The sequence below is a fragment of the Brevundimonas sp. LF-1 genome (assembly GCF_037055305.1).
Taxonomy (GTDB): Bacteria; Pseudomonadota; Alphaproteobacteria; order Caulobacterales; family Caulobacteraceae; genus Brevundimonas; species Brevundimonas sanguinis.
This window is the reverse complement of sequence record NZ_CP146349.1, coordinates 1,568,589-1,589,644: the sequence shown is the minus strand read 5'-3', so window position 1 is coordinate 1,589,644 and position 21,056 is coordinate 1,568,589. Positions and strand designations below refer to the sequence as shown.

General features: G+C 68.3%; 19 protein-coding genes and 3 pseudogenes. 19 read left to right on the top strand and 3 right to left on the bottom strand.

Annotated elements, in window-relative coordinates; genetic code table 11:
- Nucleotides 1-25 precede the first annotated feature (25 nt).
- The gene (gene cysS, locus V8F63_RS08725) at nt 26-1,432 is read right to left on the bottom strand and encodes a cysteine--tRNA ligase (RefSeq protein ID WP_392352880.1); all 1,407 of its coding nucleotides are present in this window, start codon (nt 1,430-1,432) and stop codon (nt 26-28) included.
- Between the two features lie 140 nt (nt 1,433-1,572).
- Here cysS and folE point away from each other — a divergent pair, with 140 nt between their 5' ends.
- The 13 genes and pseudogenes from folE (at nt 1,573) to V8F63_RS08660 (ending at nt 13,736) form a co-directional block, all read left to right on the top strand.
- Entirely contained in the window at nt 1,573-2,187 is a 615-nt protein-coding gene (gene folE, locus V8F63_RS08720) for a GTP cyclohydrolase I FolE (RefSeq protein WP_134580085.1), read from the top strand.
- Nucleotides 2,188-2,386: 199 nt separating this feature from the next.
- Nucleotides 2,387-2,830 (top strand): biopolymer transporter ExbD, encoded by a 444-nt coding sequence (locus tag V8F63_RS08715; protein ID WP_025978334.1) that lies wholly within the window; start codon nt 2,387-2,389, stop codon nt 2,828-2,830.
- Nucleotides 2,831-2,962: 132 nt separating this feature from the next.
- The gene (locus V8F63_RS08710; RefSeq protein ID WP_392352879.1) at nt 2,963-4,801 is read left to right on the top strand and encodes a gamma-glutamyltransferase family protein; all 1,839 of its coding nucleotides are present in this window, start codon (nt 2,963-2,965) and stop codon (nt 4,799-4,801) included.
- Between the two features lie 25 nt (nt 4,802-4,826).
- Complete coding sequence (locus V8F63_RS08705) at nt 4,827-5,528, top strand: hypothetical protein (RefSeq protein WP_392352878.1); 702 nt, start codon at nt 4,827-4,829, stop codon at nt 5,526-5,528.
- 295 nt (nt 5,529-5,823) lie between these two features.
- Nucleotides 5,824-6,681, top strand: a complete 858-nt coding sequence (locus tag V8F63_RS08700; RefSeq protein WP_392352877.1) for an aldo/keto reductase — start codon at nt 5,824-5,826, stop codon at nt 6,679-6,681.
- Between the two features lie 34 nt (nt 6,682-6,715).
- Nucleotides 6,716-6,964: a helix-turn-helix transcriptional regulator gene (locus V8F63_RS08695; RefSeq protein WP_313632007.1), complete on the top strand. Its 249-nt coding sequence runs from the start codon at nt 6,716-6,718 to the stop codon at nt 6,962-6,964.
- 48 nt (nt 6,965-7,012) lie between these two features.
- Entirely contained in the window at nt 7,013-8,542 is a 1,530-nt protein-coding gene (locus V8F63_RS08690) for a UbiD family decarboxylase (protein WP_392352876.1), read from the top strand.
- 244 nt (nt 8,543-8,786) lie between these two features.
- Complete coding sequence (locus V8F63_RS08685; RefSeq protein WP_392352875.1) at nt 8,787-10,619, top strand: M14 family metallopeptidase; 1,833 nt, start codon at nt 8,787-8,789, stop codon at nt 10,617-10,619.
- Nucleotides 10,616-11,017: an MAPEG family protein gene (locus tag V8F63_RS08680; protein ID WP_025978341.1), complete on the top strand. Its 402-nt coding sequence runs from the start codon at nt 10,616-10,618 to the stop codon at nt 11,015-11,017. The genes V8F63_RS08685 and V8F63_RS08680 overlap by 4 nt, the downstream gene beginning before the upstream one ends.
- 42 nt (nt 11,018-11,059) lie before the next feature.
- Nucleotides 11,060-12,405, top strand: a pseudogene (locus V8F63_RS08675) (metallopeptidase TldD-related protein).
- A complete protein-coding gene (locus V8F63_RS08670; protein ID WP_392352874.1) occupies nt 12,402-13,211 on the top strand; it encodes a 3'(2'),5'-bisphosphate nucleotidase CysQ in 810 nt (269 codons plus the stop codon). Before V8F63_RS08675 ends, V8F63_RS08670 begins: the two are co-directional and overlap by 4 nt.
- Nucleotides 13,212-13,224: 13 nt before the next feature.
- On the top strand, nt 13,225-13,476 hold the full coding sequence (locus V8F63_RS08665; protein WP_035302662.1) for a DUF4170 domain-containing protein: 252 nt from the start codon (nt 13,225-13,227) through the stop codon (nt 13,474-13,476).
- A gap of 98 nt (nt 13,477-13,574) precedes the next feature.
- Nucleotides 13,575-13,736 (top strand): hypothetical protein, encoded by a 162-nt coding sequence (locus V8F63_RS08660; RefSeq protein ID WP_167309442.1) that lies wholly within the window; start codon nt 13,575-13,577, stop codon nt 13,734-13,736.
- 191 nt (nt 13,737-13,927) lie between these two features.
- On the opposite strand, the gene V8F63_RS08655 is transcribed toward V8F63_RS08660, so the two are convergent.
- Entirely contained in the window at nt 13,928-14,593 is a 666-nt protein-coding gene (locus V8F63_RS08655; RefSeq protein WP_392352873.1) for a protein tyrosine phosphatase, read from the bottom strand.
- Between the two features lie 147 nt (nt 14,594-14,740).
- Here V8F63_RS08655 and V8F63_RS08650 point away from each other — a divergent pair.
- From V8F63_RS08650 to lpxK, 6 genes and pseudogenes are all read left to right on the top strand, one after another.
- Nucleotides 14,741-16,578, top strand: a pseudogene (locus tag V8F63_RS08650) (ABC transporter ATP-binding protein).
- Nucleotides 16,575-16,946, top strand: coding sequence for a DUF374 domain-containing protein (locus V8F63_RS08645; RefSeq protein ID WP_392352872.1), 372 nt, complete (start codon nt 16,575-16,577; stop codon nt 16,944-16,946). The pseudogene V8F63_RS08650 and the gene V8F63_RS08645 overlap by 4 nt, the downstream one beginning before the upstream one ends.
- Nucleotides 16,922-17,260: a hypothetical protein gene (locus V8F63_RS08640; protein ID WP_392355063.1), complete on the top strand. Its 339-nt coding sequence runs from the start codon at nt 16,922-16,924 to the stop codon at nt 17,258-17,260. Before V8F63_RS08645 ends, V8F63_RS08640 begins: the two co-directional genes overlap by 25 nt.
- Nucleotides 17,261-17,262: 2 nt before the next feature.
- A complete protein-coding gene (locus V8F63_RS08635; RefSeq protein WP_392352871.1) occupies nt 17,263-17,916 on the top strand; it encodes a glycosyltransferase N-terminal domain-containing protein in 654 nt (217 codons plus the stop codon).
- Nucleotides 17,917-17,944: 28 nt separating this feature from the next.
- A complete protein-coding gene (locus V8F63_RS08630; protein WP_392352870.1) occupies nt 17,945-18,562 on the top strand; it encodes a hypothetical protein in 618 nt (205 codons plus the stop codon).
- 58 nt (nt 18,563-18,620) lie between these two features.
- Nucleotides 18,621-19,568 (top strand): tetraacyldisaccharide 4'-kinase, encoded by a 948-nt coding sequence (gene lpxK, locus V8F63_RS08625; RefSeq protein ID WP_392352869.1) that lies wholly within the window; start codon nt 18,621-18,623, stop codon nt 19,566-19,568.
- Here the strand turns inward: lpxK and V8F63_RS08620 are convergent.
- Nucleotides 19,565-20,879, bottom strand: a pseudogene (locus V8F63_RS08620) (amidohydrolase family protein). The gene lpxK and the pseudogene V8F63_RS08620 overlap by 4 nt on opposite strands.
- Nucleotides 20,880-21,056: the final 177 nt, after the last annotated feature.

Here is a 21,056-nt window from a genome sequence, read left to right as displayed (position 1 = left end):
CCCTCTCCTGTTGGGAGAGGGTTTCCTAGCCCTTCATCCGCCAGGTCGCGCCTTGCGGGCCGTCCATGACCACCACGTTCAGTTCGTTCAGGCGGTCGCGGATACGGTCGGCCTCGGCCCAGTTCTTGGCCGTGCGGGCGGCGGCGCGTTGCTCCAGCAGGCCTTCGACCTCGGCCTTCAGCCCTTCGTCGACGCCCGAGAACCATTCCGCCGGATCCGCCTGAAGCACGCCCAGGATCGAAGCCGCAGCGATCAGCTGGCCTTTGGCCGTCGCCACCGCCGCCTCGTCGCCCGCCGTCATGCCGCGCTCGATCTCGCTGGACAGGGCGAACAGGGTCGCCATGGCCCCCGGCGTGTTCAGGTCGTCCTCGATGGACTTCAGGAACTCGACCGGCGGCTCGACCTCCGCCGCCTCGACCGAGGCCGCGCGGTGCAGGGCGCCGTAGAGGCGGTCGAGGTTCTTGCGGCTCTGCTCCAGCAGGGTCTGATTCCAGTCCAGCGGCTGACGATAATGCGCGCTCAGCAGGGCCCAGCGCACCACCTCGCCCGGCATGGCCTGCACCAGGTCGTGCAGCAGCAGGACGTTGCCGATCGACTTGGACATCTTCTCGGCGTCCACGGTCAGGAAGCCGTTGTGCATCCAGTAGCGGGCGTATTCGTCATGCGCGTCGTCGCCATGGGCGTGGCCGTGGGCGCAGACGCCCTGGGCGATCTCGTTCTCATGGTGCGGGAAGACCAGGTCGATGCCGCCGCCGTGGATGTCGATGGGCAGGCCCAGCGTCTGTTCGATCATGGCCGAGCATTCGATGTGCCAGCCGGGACGGCCCTCGCCCCACGGCGACGGCCAGGACGGCTCGTCCGCCTTGGACGGCTTCCACAGCACGAAGTCGTGCGGGTTCTTCTTGTAAGGGGCCACCTCTACGCGGGCGCCGGCGATCATGTCGTCCAGATTGCGCCCCGACAGCGCGCCGTAGGACGGATAGGACGACACGTCGAACAGCACATGCCCCTCGGCGGCATAGGCGCAGCCGGCGTCGATGATGGCCTGAATCTGGGCCGTGATGGCGTCGATGTAGTCGGTGACGTGCGGGGCGATGTCGGGCGGGCTGACGTTCAGCAGGCCCATGTCGGCCAGATAGGCGGCTTCATAGCGCGCCGTGATCTCGCCGATGGCGACGCCTTCCTTGGCGGCCTTGGCGTTGATCTTGTCGTCCACGTCGGTGACGTTGCGGGCGTAGATCACCTTGTCGGCGCCATAGGTGCGGCGCAGCAGGCGCACCAGGACGTCGAACACCACCGGCGGGCGGGCGTTGCCGATGTGGGCGTAGTCATAGACCGTCGGGCCGCAGACATAGAGGCTCACCCGGTTCGGATCACGCGGCGTGAACAGGCGCTTTTCACGGCGCAGGGTGTCGTGGATGTGCAGGGCCATAGGTCAGGTCTTTTGCGAGTTTTCTTGCGGGACGGACGAGGTGTCCCATATAGCGGCCTGATAGACACTCAGGGCCGCGCGCCCAAGTCCATATATAATAGTATTCTGAACAGGCGCTCTCGCCGCCGCCGGATCGTTTCATGAGCAGCACCCCCGCCAAGCCCGTCCTCGTCGCCAATGAGGCGCCCCAGCGTCCCAGCCGCGAACAGGCTCTGGAGGCCGTGCGCACCCTGATCGCCTGGGCCGGCGACAACCCCGACCGCCCCGGCCTGCTGGACACGCCCAAGCGGGTGGTCGACGCCTATGGCGAGTGGTTCGACGGGTATGACGCCGATGCGGGCAAGGAGCTGTCGCGCACCTTCGAGGACGTGACGGGCTATGACGACATGGTCATCCTGCGCGACATCGAGGTCGAGAGCCACTGCGAGCACCACCTGGCCCCCTTCCTGGGCAAGGCCTACGTCGCCTATCTGCCGGGCGAGAAGGTGGTGGGCATCTCCAAGCTGGCGCGCGTGGTCGAGATCTTCGCCCGCCGTCTCCAGAACCAGGAGACCCTGACCAACGACATCATCGACGCCATCGAATCGCACCTGCAGCCGCGCGGCGTGGCCGTCATGGTCGATGCGGCGCACCAGTGCATGACGACGCGCGGCGTGCACCACCGCCACGTCTCGACCATCACCACCCGCTTCACCGGCGCCTTCAAGGCCGACCCGGTCCTGGCCGAGCGATTCCTCAAACTGGCCCGGGGCTGAGCCGCAAACGGCTGTGATACGGGGCTGAATTGATCGCGGCCAAGGCGGGCTTACGCCGAATTCGCAATCTTATTCCCCCAGCGGCGTCATTTCCTCGCATTCAACGGCTTTACAAGCTCGCTTGAGGACGCCAAGAGACGAGCGAGACTTTCAGTTTGGCCCGCCGGAGGGTGCGGGTCTTGATAGAGACGAGGGCGTAATGGGCGCGAGACTTTCTTCGGGCGGCGGCGGCGGCAGCGGCAAGCTGGCGGCACAGAACGCGGACATCAACGTCACGCCGTTCGTGGACATCATGCTGGTGCTGCTGATCATCTTCATGGTCGCGGCCCCGATGGCCACCGTGTCGATCCGTCTGGACCTGCCGCCGGCGACGCCGCCGGCCGACAACGCCGAGCCCAAGGAACCGGTGTACATCACCATCCAGGAATCCGGCTCGCTGTTCATCGCTGAACAGGAAACCACGCTGGCCAAGCTGGCCGGCGACGTCTGCGCCGCCCAAGGCGCCGTGGCCGACTGCCGTGAGGAGCGCGTCTTCGTCCGCGCCCAGCCGGAAGTGAAGTACAATCAGTTCATGGAAGTCATGAACACCCTGCAGGAAAACGGCTACTTCAAGGTCGGTCTGCTGAACGAAGACATCACCTGATCGGGTCTTCCAGTTGAACATCGAAAGGGTCGCCTTCGGGCGGCCCTTTTCTTGCGGCAAGCCTATCTGCAGCTTGCGCCCTGCCCCTGTTCCGGCCTCAATGCGCGCCTCGAACGAGGGGAGTCAAACATCATGCGTCGCCGCACTTTTCTGTCGGCCCTGCCGGCCGGAGCACTGATGGCGGGCGCCGCCCGCGCCCAGCAGGCGCCCGCCGCTGCGCCGGTCGCCAATCCGGCTTCGGTCCAGCCCGCGCCGACGCCCGACCCTTACGCCGGCGTCGGCATCGGCGACCGCATCACCGGGCCGCGTTTCGTCGGCCGTTCGACCGTCTGGGGCGCCAACGGCGCCGCCGCCACGGCCCATCCGGCCGCGACGATGATCGGCCTGGACACTCTGCGGCGCGGCGGCTCGGCCATCGACGCGGCCATCGCCATCAACGCCGCCCTGGGCTTTCTGGAGCCGACCGCCAATGGCATCGGCGGCGACGCCTTCTGCCTGATGTGGGACCCGGCCCAGAAAAAGGTCGTCGGCTTCAACGGCTCGGGGGCCAGCCCGCGCGGCCTGTCGCTGGAGACCGCGCGATCCAAGGCCGGGCCGGACGGCTACCTGCCGCGCTACGGCGCCGTGACGGTCAACGTCCCCGGCACGGTCGACGCCTGGTGGAGCGCGCACCAGCGCTACGGCAAGCTGCCGTGGAAGGACGTCCTGCTGCCCGTCGCCGAACTGTGCGAACAGGGCGTGCCCGTGCCGCAGGTCGTGGCCTACTACCTTGAACGCAACATGGCCGGCTTCGACCGCAGCGCCGCGACGATCGAGGAAAACGACAACCGCAAGAAGGTCTGGCTGACCGACGGCCGCACGCCCAAGACCGGCGAGATCTTCGCCAATCCGGACCTCGGCCGCACCTACCGCCTGATCGCTGAGGGCGGGCGCGACGCCTTCTATGACGGGGTGATCGCCGACCACATCGAGCGCTATTTCAAGCGCATCGGCGGCTGGATGACCCGCGCCGACTTGGCCGCCCACCGCACCGAATGGGTCGAGCCGCTGATGACCACCTATCGCGGGGTCGAGGTCTATTCGCTGGGCCCCAACACCCAGGGGCTGTCGACCAATCAGATCCTGAACATCTGCGAACAGTTCGACCTGAAGGCCATGGGCTTCCAGTCCGCCGCCTCGATCCACATCCAGGCCGAGGCCAAGCGCCTGGCGTTCGAGGACCGCGCCCGCTACTTCGCCGATGAGCGCTTCGCCAAGGCCCCGACCGCCTGGCTGAACTCCAAGGCCTACGCCGCCGAGCGGGCCAAGCTGATCAACCCGAACCGCGTGATGGACCGCGTCTTCCCCGGCGACGCCCCGACCCAGGGCGACACCACCTACTTCAGCGTGGCCGACAAGGACGGGATGATGGTCAGCTGGATCCAGTCCAACTATCGCGGCATGGGCGGCGGCCTGGTCGCCGACGGGCCTGACGGCCGCACCCTGGGCTTCATGTTCCAGAACCGCGGCGAGTTGTTCGCTCTGAGCGACGGCCATCCGAACGTCTATGCGCCGGGCAAGCGCCCCTTCCACACCATCATCCCCGGCTTCGCCTGCAAGGACGGAGAGCCGTGGATGGCCTATGGCGTCATGGGCGGCGGGATGCAGCCGCAAGGGCAGGCCCAGATCATCATCAACATGGTCGACTATGGCCTCGACCCGCAGGAAGCCGGCGACAGCCCGCGCTGGCAGCACTACGGCTCGTCTGAACCGACCGGCCAGCCCGCCGAGGGCGTCGGCAAGCTGCATCTGGAATCCGGCGTGCCGGAGGCCACCAAGCGGCAGTTGACCGCCATGGGCTGGGACCTCGGCCCGCCCGACGGCGGCTTCGGCGGCTATCAGAACGTGATGAAGCAGATCAACGAACAGGGCCGCTGGACCTATGGCGCGGCCACCGAAATGCGCAAGGACGGCAACGCCCTGGCCTATTGATCAGCGCCCACATGAGGAAGACGCCATGATCGCGACTTTGCTAGCCGCCGCCCTCGCTGCGCCTTCCGCCTGTGCGCCCATTCCCGGCGTCGATGCCCTGTGGAAGGACGAGATCCGCTACGTCGTCATCGGCGAGATGCACGGCACCACCGAGACCCCCGCCGCCTTCGCCGATCTGGTCTGCGCGGCGCGGGACATGGGGCCGGTGACGGTCGCGCTCGAATTCTCAGAAGGCATGCAGCCGATGCTGGACGCCTTCATGGCGGCCGAAACCGAGCAAGCCGCGCGCGCGATCCTGGCCGCCTATCCGCATGGTCCCTTCGTCCACCACGACGGGCGCGGCAGCGTCGCCATGCTGGACCTGCTGCTGCGCCTGCGGACGATGAAACGTGAGACGCCTAGCCTCAAGGTCGTAGCCTTTGCGCCCGACAGCCCGCGCGTGCAGGGCTTCAGCCAGTCCTATTACGACCTGGACATGGCTCACCGACTGGCGACCGCCGCCCGCAAGGCGCCCGATAGCCGGATGCTGGTTCTGGTCGGCAACATCCACGCGCAACGGAAAACGATCGAGCGCATGAACCTGATTCCGGCCGTCGTGCACCTGCCGCCTGCCGAGGTCCTGAGCCTCTCCGTTGTTCAGCAGGGCGGAACATCCTGGAACTGCCGTCGCGACGGCTGCGGCCCCGCCCCTTGCCTGTGTCTTACGACGCGGCTGTACGGGGTGTGATCGTCCAGCCGTACGAGAACGGCGCCTTCGACGGCGTCCTTGCTCTGGGCCCAACCACCGCCGCCGAACCCGCCAAGCCTTGATCTGACGCGGCGTCCATCGCCTAGATGGTTAGCCCGCGCTGATCAGCGTCCACGCCCCCAAGGGACTTCAGCGCGCGTCGCATCGGCCACGAGGGCGCCTTTTCCGCAAGGGGCTGGAGCCGCTGCAGGACCGGATTTTTCCACTGGCTGGACAATGGCGACGCCCGAGCGGGCGCCTATATCGAAGGCTCCTGAATCTCGCGGAGCCTCCCATGCCCTATTCCAACCAGCCGACCGTCACCGCCTCGGGCGTGGAGATTCCGCTGCTGGGCTTCGGCACCTGGCAACTGGAGCCCGACGACGCCCGGCGCATGGTGCGCGAGGCCCTGCGCATCGGCTATCGCCACATCGACACCGCCTGGATCTACAAGAACGAGAAGGCGGTCGGGGACGGCATCGCCGACGCCGTGGCCGAAGGGATCGTGGGCCGCGACGACATCTTCGTCACCACCAAGATCTGGGTCGAGCATTTCCATCGCGACGCCCTGCTGCGTCAGGCCGAGGAATCGGCGCTCAGCCTGGGCCTGACGCCGGACCTGCTGTTGCTGCACTGGCCCAAGCCGACGCCGGCGCTGGAGGAAACCATCGGCGCCCTGAACGAGGCGCAGGAGAAGGGGTTCACCCGCGACATCGGCCTGTCCAACTTCCCTTCGGCCCTATTCCGCCAAGCGGCCGCCCTGTCGACGGCGCCGCTGATCACCAACCAGGTCGAGTATCACCCCTATCTGTCGCAGAAGACGCTCATCGACACGGCGCGCGAACTGGGGTCGTCCATCACCGCCTGGTCGCCGCTGGCTCAGGGCAAGATCGCCGACGACGCCGTGATCGGCGAGATTGCTCGCGCCCACGGCAAGACCAACGGCCAGGTCACGCTGCGCTGGATCATCCAGCAGGGCGTGATCGCCATTCCGCGCACCGCCAAGGAAACCCGCGCCGCCGAGAATTTCGACATCTTCGACTTCGAGCTGTCGGAGGAGGAGATGGCCCGCATCCACGCCCTGGCCCGTCCCGACGGCCGCATCGGCGACTGGCTGGACGCCGCCTTCCAATGGGATAAGGATGCCGTCTGACGGGACCGCCTGATCAGGGCGTCGGAGGCGAAGGATGGGTTCGGTTCTGGGGTTCCCTAACATCGACCCGATCGACGCCGTGATCGGCGCCCGTATTCGGCGCTGGCGGGACCAGCGGGGCGTCGCATCGTCCGATCTCGCCGCCGCCCTGAACCTGACGCCCGAGGCCCTGCGACGGGTCGAGGCGGGCCGCCAGCATCTGGATTCCGCCGGCATCGAAGCCGCCACCCGCGCTCTGCGCCTGCCGGTGTGGGCGCTGGTGTCCGACGTCCCGGCCTATTGACGCGCGCATGGCGTGACAGACGGGCGATTGCCGCCTAAGCGTCAGCGCATGGCCTACAAGTCCCTGCGCGATTTTCTTGCGACCCTCGAAGCCGACGGCGAACTGGTCCGCGTGTCGGAGCCCGTCTCCACCACCCTGGAGATGACAGAGATCCAGACCCGGCTGCTGCGCAACGGCGGCCCGGCGGTCCTGTTCGAAAAGCCGGTCATGCCCGACGGCTCGATCAGCCCCATCCCCTGCCTGGCCAATCTGTTCGGCACGGTGAAGCGGGTGGCCATGGGCGTGACGCTGGAGGGCAAGCAACGCACCGCGGCGGGAGAGCTGCGCGAAGTCGGCGAACTGCTGGCCTTCCTGCGCAACCCAACGCCGCCGCGCGGATTCTCCGACGCGATGGAGATGCTGCCCCTGGCCCAGACCGTCATGTCGATGCGGCCCAAGACGGTGAAGAAGGCCCCGGTGCAAGAGGTGGTGCTGAAGGGCGATCAGATCGACCTGACCGCCCTGCCCATTCAGGGCTGCTGGCCCGGCGAGCCCGCGCCGCTGATCACCTGGGGTCTGGTCGTCACCAAGGGGCCGTCGGACGACCGCGAGGACGACTTCAACCTGGGCATCTATCGGATGCAGGTGCTTGGCAAGGACAAGGCGATCATGCGCTGGCTGGCCCATCGCGGCGGGGCCCAGCACTACGCCCGGCACAAGAAGGCGGGCAAGCGGGAGCCCCTGCCCTGCGCCGTGGTTCTGGGCGCCGATCCGGGGACCATCCTGGCCGCCGTGACCCCGGTGCCGGACACCCTGTCGGAGTATCAGTTCGCCGGCCTGATGCGCGGCGCCAAGGCCGAGCTGGTCCCGTGCAAGACGGTGCCGCTGATGGTCCCGGCCCAGGCCGAGATCGTGCTGGAGGGCCACGTCCTGCTGGACGAGTTCGAGGACGAAGGCCCCTACGGCGACCACACCGGCTACTACAATTCGGTCGAGAAGTTCCCGGTCTTCCAGGTGACGGCTATCACCATGCGGAAAGACCCCATCTATCTGACCACCTTCACCGGCCGTCCGCCGGATGAGCCGAGCGTACTGGGCGAGGCGCTGAACGAGGTGTTCATTCCCCTGATCCGGCAGCAGTTCCCCGAGATCACCGACTTCTGGCTGCCGCCCGAGGGATGCAGCTATCGCATCGCCGTGGTGTCGATGAAGAAGGCCTATCCGGGCCACGCCAAACGGGTGATGATGGGCTGCTGGAGCTATCTGCGCCAGTTCATGTACACCAAGTGGATCATCGTCGTGGACGACGACATCAACGCCCGCGACTGGAAAGACGTCATGTGGGCCGTCTCGACCAAGATGGACCCGGCGCGCGACATCACCGTCATCGAGAACACCCCCATCGACTACCTGGACTTCGCCAGCCCCGAGAGCGGCCTGGGCTCCAAGATCGGTCTGGACGCCACCGACAAGTGGGAGCCCGAGACCAAGCGCGAATGGGGCGAGGAAATCCGCATGGACGAGGATGTGATCGATCGCGTGTCGGAGAAATGGGCTTCGCTGGGTCTACCCGGCGACGGCAAACCGATCTGGAAATAGACCCCTCTCCCGATGGGAGAGGGCTTGAGCGCACGAGAGCGCAGCGATCGTTCTTGCGCGAAAGGGGAGGGTTCGCGGTTGAGGAGGTCGCGCGACGGCTGACGCCGACGGACAGGACAAGCCCCTCACCCTTTCGCCTCATCCAATCGCCTTCGGCTCTTGGAGGCTCAAGCCCTCTCCCGCCGGGAGAGGGTTGGAAGCAGCGAAAGCTTGCCTCATCGGACCATTCGGCCCACCAAAGCGCATGCGCTCCTGTCTGCTGTTCGCCGCCGCCCTTCTGCTTGCGAGTCCCGCCATGTCCCAGACGCCCCCATCGGCCCTGCCCAATGTCGCGCCGTGGGATCAGGCCTTCCTTCCGCCTGCGCCTGCCTGGAACGGCCCTAGCCGCGCCCTGTTGCGCGACGCCGCCGACCCCTGGGTCACGGGCTTCGAGGCCGATGCGGCGCATGACTTCTCGCCGACCTACGCCGACACCCGCGCTTGGTTCGACAAGCTGGACGCCGCCAGCGACCTGATCCGCATCGAACAGTTCGGAACCTCGCCGGAAGGGCGCCCGATCTACGCCGTGATCGCCTCCAAGGACGGCGCGACCTTCGATCCGAACAAGCCCGTCCTGCTGGCCCAGGCCGGCATCCACCCCGGCGAGATCGACGGCAAGGACGCGGGCATGATGCTGCTGCGCGACATCGCCTTTTACGGCAAGGACGGCCTGCTGGACCGGGCCAACCTGATCCTGATCCCGATCCTGAGCGTCGACGGGCACGAGCGCACCAGCCCCTATTCCCGCCCCAACCAGCGCGGGCCGCGCAATCAGGGCTGGCGCCACACGGCCACGAACCAGAACCTGAACCGCGACTTCATGAAGCTGGATCAGACCGAGATGCAGGCCGTCATGGGCCTAATCCACAAGTACAAGCCGGACCTCTACGTCGATATCCACGTCACCGACGGCATCGATTATCAATACGACGTCACCTTCGGCTACAACGGCGAGGACGGCGTCTGGAGCCGCAGCCCGGCCATCGCCTCATGGCTGGACGCCGCCTTCAAGCCCGCCATGTACGAGGCGCTGGAGGCGCAAGGGCACATCCCCGGCGAACTGATCTTCGCCATCGACGACCGCGATCCGAAGAAAGGCCTGAACGACGGCGGCCTGGGCGAGCGCTTCTCCAACGGCTGGGGCTCGGCGGCCCGCATCCCGACCATATTGATCGAGAACCACAGCCTGAAGCCGCACGAGCAACGGGTTCTGGGAACCTATGTCTTCCTTGAACAGGCGTTGAAGCTGCTGGCCGAAAAGTCCGGCGACCTGCGCGCCGCCATCGCCGCCGACCGCGCCCTGCGCCCCGCCGAACTGCCCGCCAACTTCGCCAGCGACGAGACGCCCTCGCGCACCCGCCCCTTCAAGGGCATCCGCTATGAGACGTTCGACAGCGTCGCCTCGGGCCGCCCCGAGATCCGCTGGCTGGGCCAGCCGGACGCCGAACTTTGGCAGATGCCCTTCTACGGTTCGCACCCGACTCTGACGCTGAAGCGGCCGAGCGCCTATTGGGTGCCGTCCTATCGTCAGCACGTGATCGAGCGCCTGCGCACCCACGGCGTGCAGATGGAGGCGCTGGACGCCCCGCGCACCGTCGCCGTCGACATGCTGCGCCTGGTCGATCCCAAGGTGTCGGGCCGCACTAACGAAGGCCATGTGCCGATCTCGGTCAGCGACGTCCGGGCGGAGGCCCACGACTGGACCTTCCCTGTCGGCTCGGTGCGCGTGCCGACCGATCAGCCGATGGGCGACGTCGCCATCCTTCTGCTGGAGCCGCAGTCGAACGAGAGTTTCTTCGCCTGGGGCATGTTCCCCGAGGTGCTGAACCGCGTCGAATACATCGAGGCCTACGCCATCGCCCCGCTGGCCGAAAAGATGCTGGCCGCCGATCCGGCGCTGAAGGCTGCGTTCGAGGCCAAGCTGGCGGCCGACCCCGCCTTCGCCGCCGACGGCGATGCGCGCCTGGCCTGGTTCTATGAGCGCACGCCCTTCTACGACCAGCGCTATCGCCTCTATCCGGTGGGGCGTGAGAATTGAGCCTGATCCCGACCATTCAAGCGGCCGCCCTGTGGGGCGGGCTGCTGATCCTGCTGCTGCTGGTCCTGTCGGGCGTGGTGGTGAACCGGCGGCGCAAACATCTGGTCGAGTTCGGCGACGGCGGCGTGCGCGAACTGGTCTGCGCCACCCGCGCCTTTTCCAATGCGGCCGAATACATTCCGGCCGGCATGTGCGGCCTGATTCTGCTGGCCTTCCTCGGCGCCCCGGCCCTGTTGATCCATGCGGTCGGCGGGATGCTGTTCGCCGGGCGGGTGATTCATGCGCTGGGCCTGCTGTTCCAGGAAGGGCCGTCGCTGGGCCGTTCGGTCGGCATGATCCTGACCTGGCTGGCCCTGCTGGTGGCGGCGGTCAGCCTGATCGCCTGGTCCATTCTCTAGTCTGGCTGTTGCGGGCGCGGGTTCCGTCCGCCATATCGGGGCATGTCCGATAAGACGCCCTCCCCCGACATCCTCAACGATCTGATCTCCGCCGCGCTGAAGGCCGGCGCCGACGCGGCCGAGGCCGTGTCCGCCCATCGCGCTTCCCTGTCCGTCGGCGTGCGCAACGGCGCGCTGGAAGACGTGGAGCGTGAAGAGGCCCGCGACCTGGGCCTGCGGGTCTTCATCGGGCGGCGTCAGGCGACGGTGTCCGCCTCTGACCTGTCCGACGCCACCCGCGCCCGTCTGGTGGAGCGCGCCGTGGCCATGGCGAAGCTGGCGCCGGAAGATCCCTACGCCTCGCTCGCGCCGCAGGACCGGCTGGCCGCCGCGCCCCATGCCGATCTCGACCTCTATGATCCCGCCGAACGCTCGGCCGAAGCGCTCGAAGCGGCCGCCGCCGAAGCCGAGGCCGCGGCTCTGGCCGTATCCGGCGTGTCCAAGTCGGAAGGCGGCCACGCCTCATGGTCGGCCAGCGAGTGGCGCCTCGTCACCTCGCACGGCTTCGACGGCCGCCATCGCGGCAGCGCCTTCTCTCTGGGCGTCGGCGTCATCGCCGAGAAGGACGGCGCCATGGAGCGCGGCGGCGAAAGCCGCGCCGTCCGCCACCTGTCCGACCTGCCGGACGCCGCCTCCATCGGCCTGAAGGCGGGCGAGCGCGCGGTCGCCCGCGTCGGCCCGCGCAAGATCGCCTCGACCACCGCCCCCGTCATCTTCGAGAACCGCGTCGCGACCCAGGTGCTGTCGCCGCTGCTGGGCGCCATCTCCGGCCCGTCGATCGCGCGCGGCAGTTCCTTCCTGAAGGACAAGCTGAACCAGAGCGTGCTGCCGAGCGGCGTCGATCTGATCGACGACCCGTTCCGCCCGCGCGGCCTCGGCTCCACCCCTTCGACGACGAGGGCGTGGCCGTCGAACGGCGCGAGATCGTCAGGGACGGCGTGCTGACCACCTGGCTGCTGAACACGGCCTCGGCGGCCCAGCTGGGGCTGCAGACCACCGGCCACGCCTCGCGCGGGCTGGCGGGGCCGTCGGGCGTCTCGACCCACAACCTGCATCTGACGCCGGGCGAAGGCGATCTGGACGCCCTGATGGCCCAGGCCGGGACCGGCCTGCTGATCACCTCCATGTTCGGCCCCTCGCTGAACGGCAACACCGGCGACTGGTCGGCGGGGGTGTCCGGCTTCTGGTTCGAAAACGGCCAGCGCGCCTATCCGGTCAGCGAAGTCACCGTGGCGGGCAATCTGATCGAGCTCTACGCCCGCCTGCAGCGCGCGGGAGACCTGGAGTTCCGCAGCGCCTTCAACAGCCCCTCCCTGCTGTTCGACAAGGTGGCGATCGCGGGCAAATGAGCGACGCATCTTCAGCGCTTTGGGCCGCCGACCTCGCCCTGATCCGCGACGCGGCGCTGGCCGCCGGCCGGCTGGCGCTCGAACACCGCGAGGCCGGGCTGAAGGTCTGGTCCAAGGACGGCGGCTCGCCCGTCACCAGCGCCGATCTGGCGGTGGATCAGCTGCTGCGCGACACGCTCCTGACCGCCCGCCCCGACTACGGCTGGCTGTCCGAGGAGACGGCCGACAGCACGGAGCGCCTATCGAAGAAGCGCATCTTCGTCGTCGACCCGATCGACGGCACGGTCGCCTTCATGAAGAACAAGCCGTGGTGGTGCGTGCCCATCGCCGTGGTCGAGGACGGCCGCCCGGTCGCCGCCGTCATCCACGCCCCGATGATGGACGAGCTGTTCGAGGCGACGCTGGGCGGCGGCGCGCGCCTGAAGGGACGGCCGATCAGCGCGTCCGACACCGACGACCTGGAGGACGCCGAGCTTCTGGCCGACGCCCGGCTGATGGAGGCGCGCGAATGGGACGAGCCATGGCCGCCGATGCGCTTTTCCAAACGCAACGCCCTGGCCTATCGCATGGCCCTGGTGGCGGCGGGGGCCTTCGATGCGGCCATCGCCATCGGCCCCAAATGGGACTGGGACGTCTGCGCCGGCGCCCTGATCGCCGAAGAGGCCGGGGCGAAGGTCAGCGACCACATGGGCCGTCGGTGGCGCTTTAATCGCCCCGATCCGCGTCAAACCAGCCTGATATGCGCCGCACCGGCCCTTCACCCGTTGATCGTAAGGCGCACAGCGCCTATCCCGCTGGCCATCTGACATTCCTCCCGCAATGGACCCCCTCTCCATGGCCGACTCTCACGATCCCCAACTGCTTCACCTCGTCATCGGCGGCGAGATGCGCCATCCGGCCGAGCCGGTCTTCCGCGATCTGTCCCAGGTCGAGTTCGTCGGCGCCTTCGGCAACTATGAAGAAGCCAAGAAGGCGTGGAAGGCCCGCGCCCAGGCGACCGTCGACAACGCCCACATGCGCTATTTCATCCTGCACGCGCACAAGCTGATCGACCCGCGCAGCGACGTCTGATCCAGCGCTCAGGGCGTCATCACGCCGCTGTTCCGGAACCGTCGAGGCGGCTGATGCGCTTTCGTGTCAGTCGCCTTTGTTCTTGAACAGGATCTCCCATGCTGCCGACGATCATTGTGCTGCTGCTGGTCGTGGTCGCTGTCGCGGCGATCGTCTGGGTCGTGCGTAGGGGCCCCAAGCACGTCCCCCGTCCCGGCGAGGATCAGGACACCGCCTGGAACGACCCCATCACCCCGGCTGATCGAGACCCTCGACCTTGACCTTTTTCGGCCAGACGCTGGACGGCCAGCAGATTTTCAGCCTGGTCTCCATGCTCGCCGTGTTGGCGCTTTGCATGGTCACCTTGCGGCGCCGCATCGAACACGACCGTCAAATGAAACGGTGGAAAAAGAGCAGTCCGTGCGTCAGGCTCCGTCTCGCGGCCCCGAGCATGGCGGCCCGTGGGGCTGACCTATTCGCGCTTCAGCAGGCGATCCACCACCAGCTTGCCCCACCAGCCGGCCTTGAACTCGGCCCGAATGGCCTTGGGATCATAGGCGTCGCTTTCGACCCACTGCTCGAAGCTGACGCCCGTGGGTTCAACCTCGGCGACGTATTTCTCCAGAGTATAATCCAGCACTCCGGTCAGCCCCTCACGGCTGTGCAGGGTGCGCTTGCCCAGTTCCTCCATCGCCGCCGAGATCGGCTCGCCTAGATGGAAGTGCCGATAGAAAACCGCCATCATCCCCGCGCGATCCGCGCCCGACTTGCAGTGGATCAGGGCCGGATACTCGATCGTCTGGAATAAGACCTTGGCCCGGCGCACCCGGTCCTGGCCCGGCGGATCGCGCAGATCCAGCGGCGCGTCGATCAGCGTCAGCCCCAGCCGGTCGCAGGCGTCCTTCTCCAGCCAGTAATAGGCCTCGTCCCTCTGGCCGCGCAGGTTGACGACGGTCTTGATTCCCTGCCGTTTCCAGAAGGCCAGCTGTCGCGGCGAGGGCTGGTTGGTCCGCACAAGATCCGGCCCCAGCCAGTGGGCGTTGGTGAAGGCCGTGCGCAGGAAGGCGTGATCGGCCCAGAAATAGGACCAATGCGCCTTGAAACGGCCGAACGGCGTAGTCAGATCGAAGCGCCCCATGGCGGCGAGATAGCGCCGTTTGCACCCCGCGTCACCCGTCCGGCGGCGCCTCTCGTTCGCGGCCGCTTGACTTGCCGCCTCAGCCGTTCGACCGAAGGCCGATGACCGTTCCCGCCCCCAACTCGACGCCCGCGAGCCGCTGCGCCCCTGCTCGCCCGCATCTGGCGGGACTATCTGTCCCAGCATAAGGCGGCCTTCTTCGCCTCCTTGCTATGCGCCGCCGTCTCGGGCGGGCTGACCGCCGTGCTGCTGAAATTCCTAGAGCCGGCCATCGACCTGCTGTTTGGCCGGCACGAGGGGCCGGTGACCGTCTGGGGCGTGGTGACGCTGCCGGCCGACAAGGTGCTGATCGTCATCCCCCTGTTCATCGTCGTGGCGGCGGTGATCCGCTCCCTGGCCATGGCCGGCCAGTCCGCCCTGGTGAACCGTCTGGGCCACGGCATCGTCGGCGACATCCAGAAGCAGTTGTTCTCGGGCATGATCCGGGCCGACCTGTCGCGCCTGCGCAGCCAGCATTCGGGGACCTTCGTCTCCTCCGTCCTGTTCGACGCCAACCTCGTGCGCGAAGCCTTCACCTCGGGCGTGGTCAACTACACCCAGAACGCCCTGATGCTGCTGGGCGTCATCGTCGCCATGGGCTTCATCGACCTGCCGCTGACGCTGATCGTCCTTCTGGGCGTGCCGCTGGTCAGCTGGATCATCCGCCGCTTCGGCAAGAAATCGCGCAAGGCCGCGCGCGGCGCCATGGCCGAGACCGAGGCCCTGTCCAGCGCCCTGATGGAGAACCTGGACGGGGTGCGCGTCATCAAGATCGAGAACCGCGAAGCCGCCGAGGAAGCCCGCGTCGCCGCCGTCATCGACCGCCGCCAGCGCCATGTCATCAAAGGGGCTGACAGCCGCGCCTTCGCCGGACCGGCGAGCGACATCGTCGCCTACGCCATCGTCGCCGCCGTCATGGCCTATGCCGGCTGGCGCGCCGGCCAGGGCGAGATGACCGTCGGCGCCTTCGCCTCCTTCATCGGCATGCTGCTGTTCGCCGGCCAGGCGCTGCGCCAGGTGACCAACCTCAGCACCGTGCTGAGCGAGGGCCTGACCGCCGCCCGCCGCCTGTTCGCCGCCCTGGACATCGAGCCCGAGATCCGCGAGGCGGCCGACGCCGTCGAACTGCCCCCGGCCCGGCGACCGTGGCCCTGGAAGACGTCTCCTTCGCCTATCACGCGGGCGAAGAGGGCGCCCCCACCCTGTCGGACGTCAGCCTGCATGTCGCGCCGGGCGAGACCATCGCCCTGGTCGGCCCCTCGGGCGGCGGCAAGTCGACCATCCTCAGCCTCCTGCCGCGCTTCTACGACGTGACCTCGGGCCGGGTGACGATCAACGGCCGCGACGTGCGCGAGCTGAGCCTGGCGTCCTTGCGCGACCACATCGGCCTGGTGACGCAGGAGCCCTTCCTGTTCGACGACACCATCGCCGCCAACATCGCCTATGGCGGCCCGGGCGCGACCGCCGAACAGATCATCGAGGCCGCCCGCGCCGCCGCGGCCCACGACTTCATCGCCGCCCTGCCCGAAGGCTACGCCACGCGCGTCGGCGAAGCGGGCCTGCGCCTGTCGGGCGGCCAGCGCCAGCGCATCGCCATCGCCCGCGCCTTCCTCAAGGACGCGCCCATCCTACTGCTGGACGAGGCCACCAGCGCGCTGGACACCCAGAGCGAGGCCATGGTGCAGGCGGCGCTGGAACGGCTGATGGACGGCCGCGCCACCCTGATGATCGCCCACCGCCTGTCGACGGTGAAGAACGCCGACCGCATCTACGTCATCGACGGCGGCCGCGTCGTCGAGGAAGGAACCCACGACGCCCTGGTGGCGCGCGGCGGCCTCTATGCCCGGCTGGCGCGGCAGCAGTCGCTGGACAGCGACCCGGAGGCCTTGCCCGGGTTCGACACCCTGCCGCCTCTGGCCGAACTGCCTGACGAGACGGGCGCATGAGGCCGCTGCGCAACCCGGTCATCCAGGACGCCGCCGCCTGGCTTTTGTCCGAGTGGATGCGGTTCTGCTACGCCACCACACGCTGGACGCATGAGAACGAACATCTCGCCGAAGAGGTCTGGGCCGACGGCGGCGGCGTGCTGTGCGCCTTCTGGCATTCGCGCCTCGCCCTGGCGCCGGTCTGCTGGCCCATGAAGCGGGCGCAGCAGGTCAAGGGGCTGGTTTCGCTGAGCGCCGATGGCGAGTTCTTCACCAAGGCCGTCGGCCGCCTGGGCATTCCCGCCGTGCGCGGCTCTTCCTCCAACAAGGACAAGGCCAAACAGTCCAAGGGGGCGCTCAGGCCCTGCGCGACGGCCTCAAACAGCTGAAAATCGGCGGCCTGGCCATTACGCCAGACGGCCCGCGCGGCCCGGCGCGCCAGATGGCCGAAGGCCTGCCGCTGATGGCCAAGATGTCCGGCGCCCCGGTCCTGTTCATCGGCCTGTCGTGCAAGCCGGCGATGCGACTGAATAGCTGGGACAAGGCGGTCCTGCCCCTGCCGTTCGGACGGGGCGCCATTGTCTGGGACAAGGCCTGGTATCCCCAAGGCGCCGATCTGGCCGAGGTCGCCGCCGACTGGACCGCGCGCCTGAACGCCGTCGAGGCGCGCGCCGACGCCATAACCGGGCTGGAGCGCGTCTGACCGTGGCCTTCAGCCCTGCCCTGATCGTCTATCAGCTGCTGACCCGCCTGTTGGAGCCGCTGGCCCCGCGCCTGCTGGACGCCCGGGTCCGCAAGGGCAAGGAAGACCCCGCCCGCGTCGATGAACGGCTGGGCCAGCCCGGCATGGCACGCCCCGACGGCCCTTTGATCTGGATCCACGGCGTCAGCGTCGGCGAGGCCCTGTCCATCCTTCCGCTTGCCGAGCGCATCCGCAAGGACCGGCCCGACGTGACCGTGCTGGTCACCACCGGCACCGTGACCTCGGCCCAGGTGTTGGCGAGCCGCCTGCCGCGCGGCGTCATCCATCAGTTCGCCCCGGTGGACGCCCCCTCGGCGGTCGCCGCCTTCCTCGACTACTGGCGGCCCCATGTCGGCGTCTTCGTCGAGAGCGAGCTGTGGCCTAATCTGCTGACCACAGCGCAAAAACGCGGCGTGCCGCTGGCCCTCGTCAGCGCCCGCATCACCGACAAGACGGCGCAAGGCTGGAGGAAGGCCCCCGGCATGGCCCGCGCCCTGATGAACGGCTTTTCCCACGTCTGGCCGCAAGATCAGGACAGCGCCGACCGGCTGACGGCCTTGGGCCCGGGTCGACGGTCAGGTCAACCTGAAGCTGTCCGGCGAGCCCCTGCCCTATGACAAGGGCGAGTTCGCCCGCCTGTCGGCCTTGATCGACGACCGCCCCGTCGTGGTCGCCGCCAGCACCCATGAACACGAGGAAATGGCCATCGTCGGCGCGCTGGATCATCTGGCCGAGCGGTTGTTCCTGATCGTCGTGCCCCGCCACCCGGAGCGAGGCGACGCCATCGCCGAGGCCCTGACCCACGACGGCTACGGCTTTGCGCGGCGCAGTCAGGGTCAGCCGATCTGCGACCAGACCGACATCTATCTGGCCGACACCCTGGGCGAGTTGGGCCTCTTCCTGCGGCTGGCCGATGTGGTGGTCATGGGCGGCTCCTTCGCCCCGGCGTTGGGCGGCGGCGCGGTCGGCGGTCACAACCCGCTGGAGCCTGCGCGCCTCGCTAAGCCCATCGTCACCGGGCCGGACGCCAGCAACTGGCAGGCCGTGACCCGAATGCTGAAGCAGGCGGGCGGCCTCGTCTCCGTCCTGTCGCCCGCCGAACTGCCCTCGGTCGTCGGCCCCATGCTGGCCGACCCAGACGCCGCCCGCGACATGGGCGAGCGCGCCCGCCGCTCCGCAGAGGCCGCCGCCGCCGGGCTGGACCGCCTGTGGCTGGCGCTTCAGGCCCACCTGCCCGCCGCCCCCTCGCGGAGGCGCCCGTGAAACTGAACACCCCCGCTGGTGGTACAGCCGCGAGCGTCGCCACGCCCCGGTGACGCGGATGCTGCTGAAGCCCGCCTCATGGCTGTGGGCGGGCGTGACGGCGCGCAGGATCGCCCGCGCCACGCCGGTCGATCCGGGCGCGGCGGTCGTCTCCATCGGCAATCTGACGGTCGGCGGCTCGGGCAAGACGCCGGTCGCGCTTGAGACGCTGCGCCTGCTGCGAGATCGGGGGATCGAGGCGGCCGCCCTGTCGCGCGGCTATGGCGGCAAGCTCGAAGGCCCGGTCCGCGTCGATCCGGCCGTCCACACCGCCGCCGACGTCGGCGACGAGCCGCTGATGCTGGCGCAGGGCTCGCCCGCCTGGATCGCCCGCGACCGGGTTGCAGGCGCTCGCGCCGCTGCGGCCGACGGCGCCGCCGTGCTGGTGCTGGACGACGCCCATCAGAATCCCGCTCTGAAGAAGGCGATCAGCCTGATCGTGGTCGACGGCGAGACGCGCGGCGACGAATGGCCGTTCGGCGACGGTTCGGTCTTTCCGTCCGGCCCGATGCGCGAGCCCCTGAAGGCGGGTCTGGCGCGCGCTGACGCCGTGGTGGTGCTGCTGCCCACCGACCTGGCCGAGGTCGATCCGGAACTGATCGACGTGTTCGGCGGCCTGCCCGTCTTCATCGCCCGACTGGCGCCCCAAGGCCCGCCGCCGCCGGGGCCGCAGGTCGGCTTCGCGGGCATCGCCAAGCCGTGGAAGGTGGAGCGGTCGCTGCTCGCCGCCGGGTGCGATCTAAAGGACTTCGTGCCCTTCCCCGACCACGCCGAACTGTCGGATCGCGACTTCGCCTTCCTGAATGATCGGGCGGCGGTCTACGGCGCCGGTCTGGTGACGACGGAAAAGGACTGGATCCGGCTCAGCCCAGAAAGAAGGGCCAGGGTTTCACCCTGGCCCGTCGTCGCGCGTTTCGAGGATGAGGCGGCTTTCGCCGCCTTCCTGCTGGATCGGCTGAACCCTTAGTCCTGACGGAAGATCTGGCCGCCCTTCATGACGAAGCGGACGCGCTCAAGCTCGGTCACATCGTTCAGCGGGTCGCCGGCGACGGCGATCAGATCGGCCGGCATGCCCGGCGCGATACGGCCCGCTTCGGCCGAGATCTTCAAGTGCTCGGCGGCGCCGATCGTGGCCGACTGGATGGCCTGAAGCGGCGTCAGACCGGCGCGCACCAGCAGGGCGAACTCCTGGGCGTTGTCGCCGTGGGCCGAGACGCCCGAGTCGGTGCCGAAGGCGATCTTGACCCCGCCGCGATGGGCGCGGGCGGCCATGTCCAGCATCTTGGGACCGGCTTCCAGGGCCTTGGCGCTCTGAGCCGGGGTGAAGAAGTTATCGGGCCCCGAGGCCACGCGCGCGACGAAGTCGCCCGCCAGCAGGGTCGGCACCAGCCAGGCGCCGTTGGCCTTGAACAGGCGCATGGACTCGTCGTCCAGATAGGTGCCGTGCTCGATGGAATCGCCGCCGGCCTTCAGGAAGGCGTTGATGCCGTCGGCGCCGTGGGCGTGGGCGGTCACCTGGCGACCCATCCGGTGCGCGACCTCGACGATGGAGGCCAGCTCGTCCTGGGTGAACTGCTGGTTCAGGCCAGCGGCGGTGTTCGAAAGCACCCCGCCCGTGGCCGTGATCTTGATGATGTCGGCGCCCGCGCGCACCTGGGTCCGCACCGCACGACGGCAGTCCTCGGCCCGAGCAGACGCTCTCGTTTGACAGGACGTGCAGGATGTCTTCGCGATAGCCGTTGGCGTCGCCATGGCCGCCGTGGACCGAGACGGACGAACCCGCGGCGATGATGCGCGGTCCGACCACGTCGCCGCGCCGCACCGCGTCGCGCAGGGCGAAGATCGACTCATTGGCTCCGCCCAGGTCCGCCACCGTGGTGAAGCCCGCATTCAGCGTGCGACGGGCGTGGCGCGCGCCGACCATGGCCTGATCGGCGTTCGACATGGTCAGGCGGTCCAGCCGGCTGGTCGGGCTCTGCTCGCTGCCCAGATGGACGTGGCTGTCGATCAGGCCGGGCAGCACGAAGGCCGAGCGCAGATCGACGACGTTCCCCTCGCCGACGAAGCCGTCGCGGATTTCGACGACCTGGTTCCCTCTGATCACGAGAGTTTTATCGCGCAGCACGCGGCCGCTGGCCGGATCGGCCAAAAGCCGCCCCACTTGGACGAACTTCGTCGCCTGTTCAGCCGAAACCGGCGCTGCCGCCGGGGCTTGGCGCGCCTCGGCGCCGGTGGCAGCCAAAACAGCTGCGGTCACAATCAGGGCAAGCTTCTTCATGTATCCCTCCCGTTACTGAAGCGCGCAACATAACCATTCCAATCTTCACGCCAAGGCCAAGGTTGCGTTCTAACGACGGTTCATGAAACAAGCCGATACAGTTGTTTAACCGTGCGGGGGGCGTCGCATGCGGCTTTCCAGACGTGGCTTGATTTTGGGCGGTTCGGCCCTGTTGGC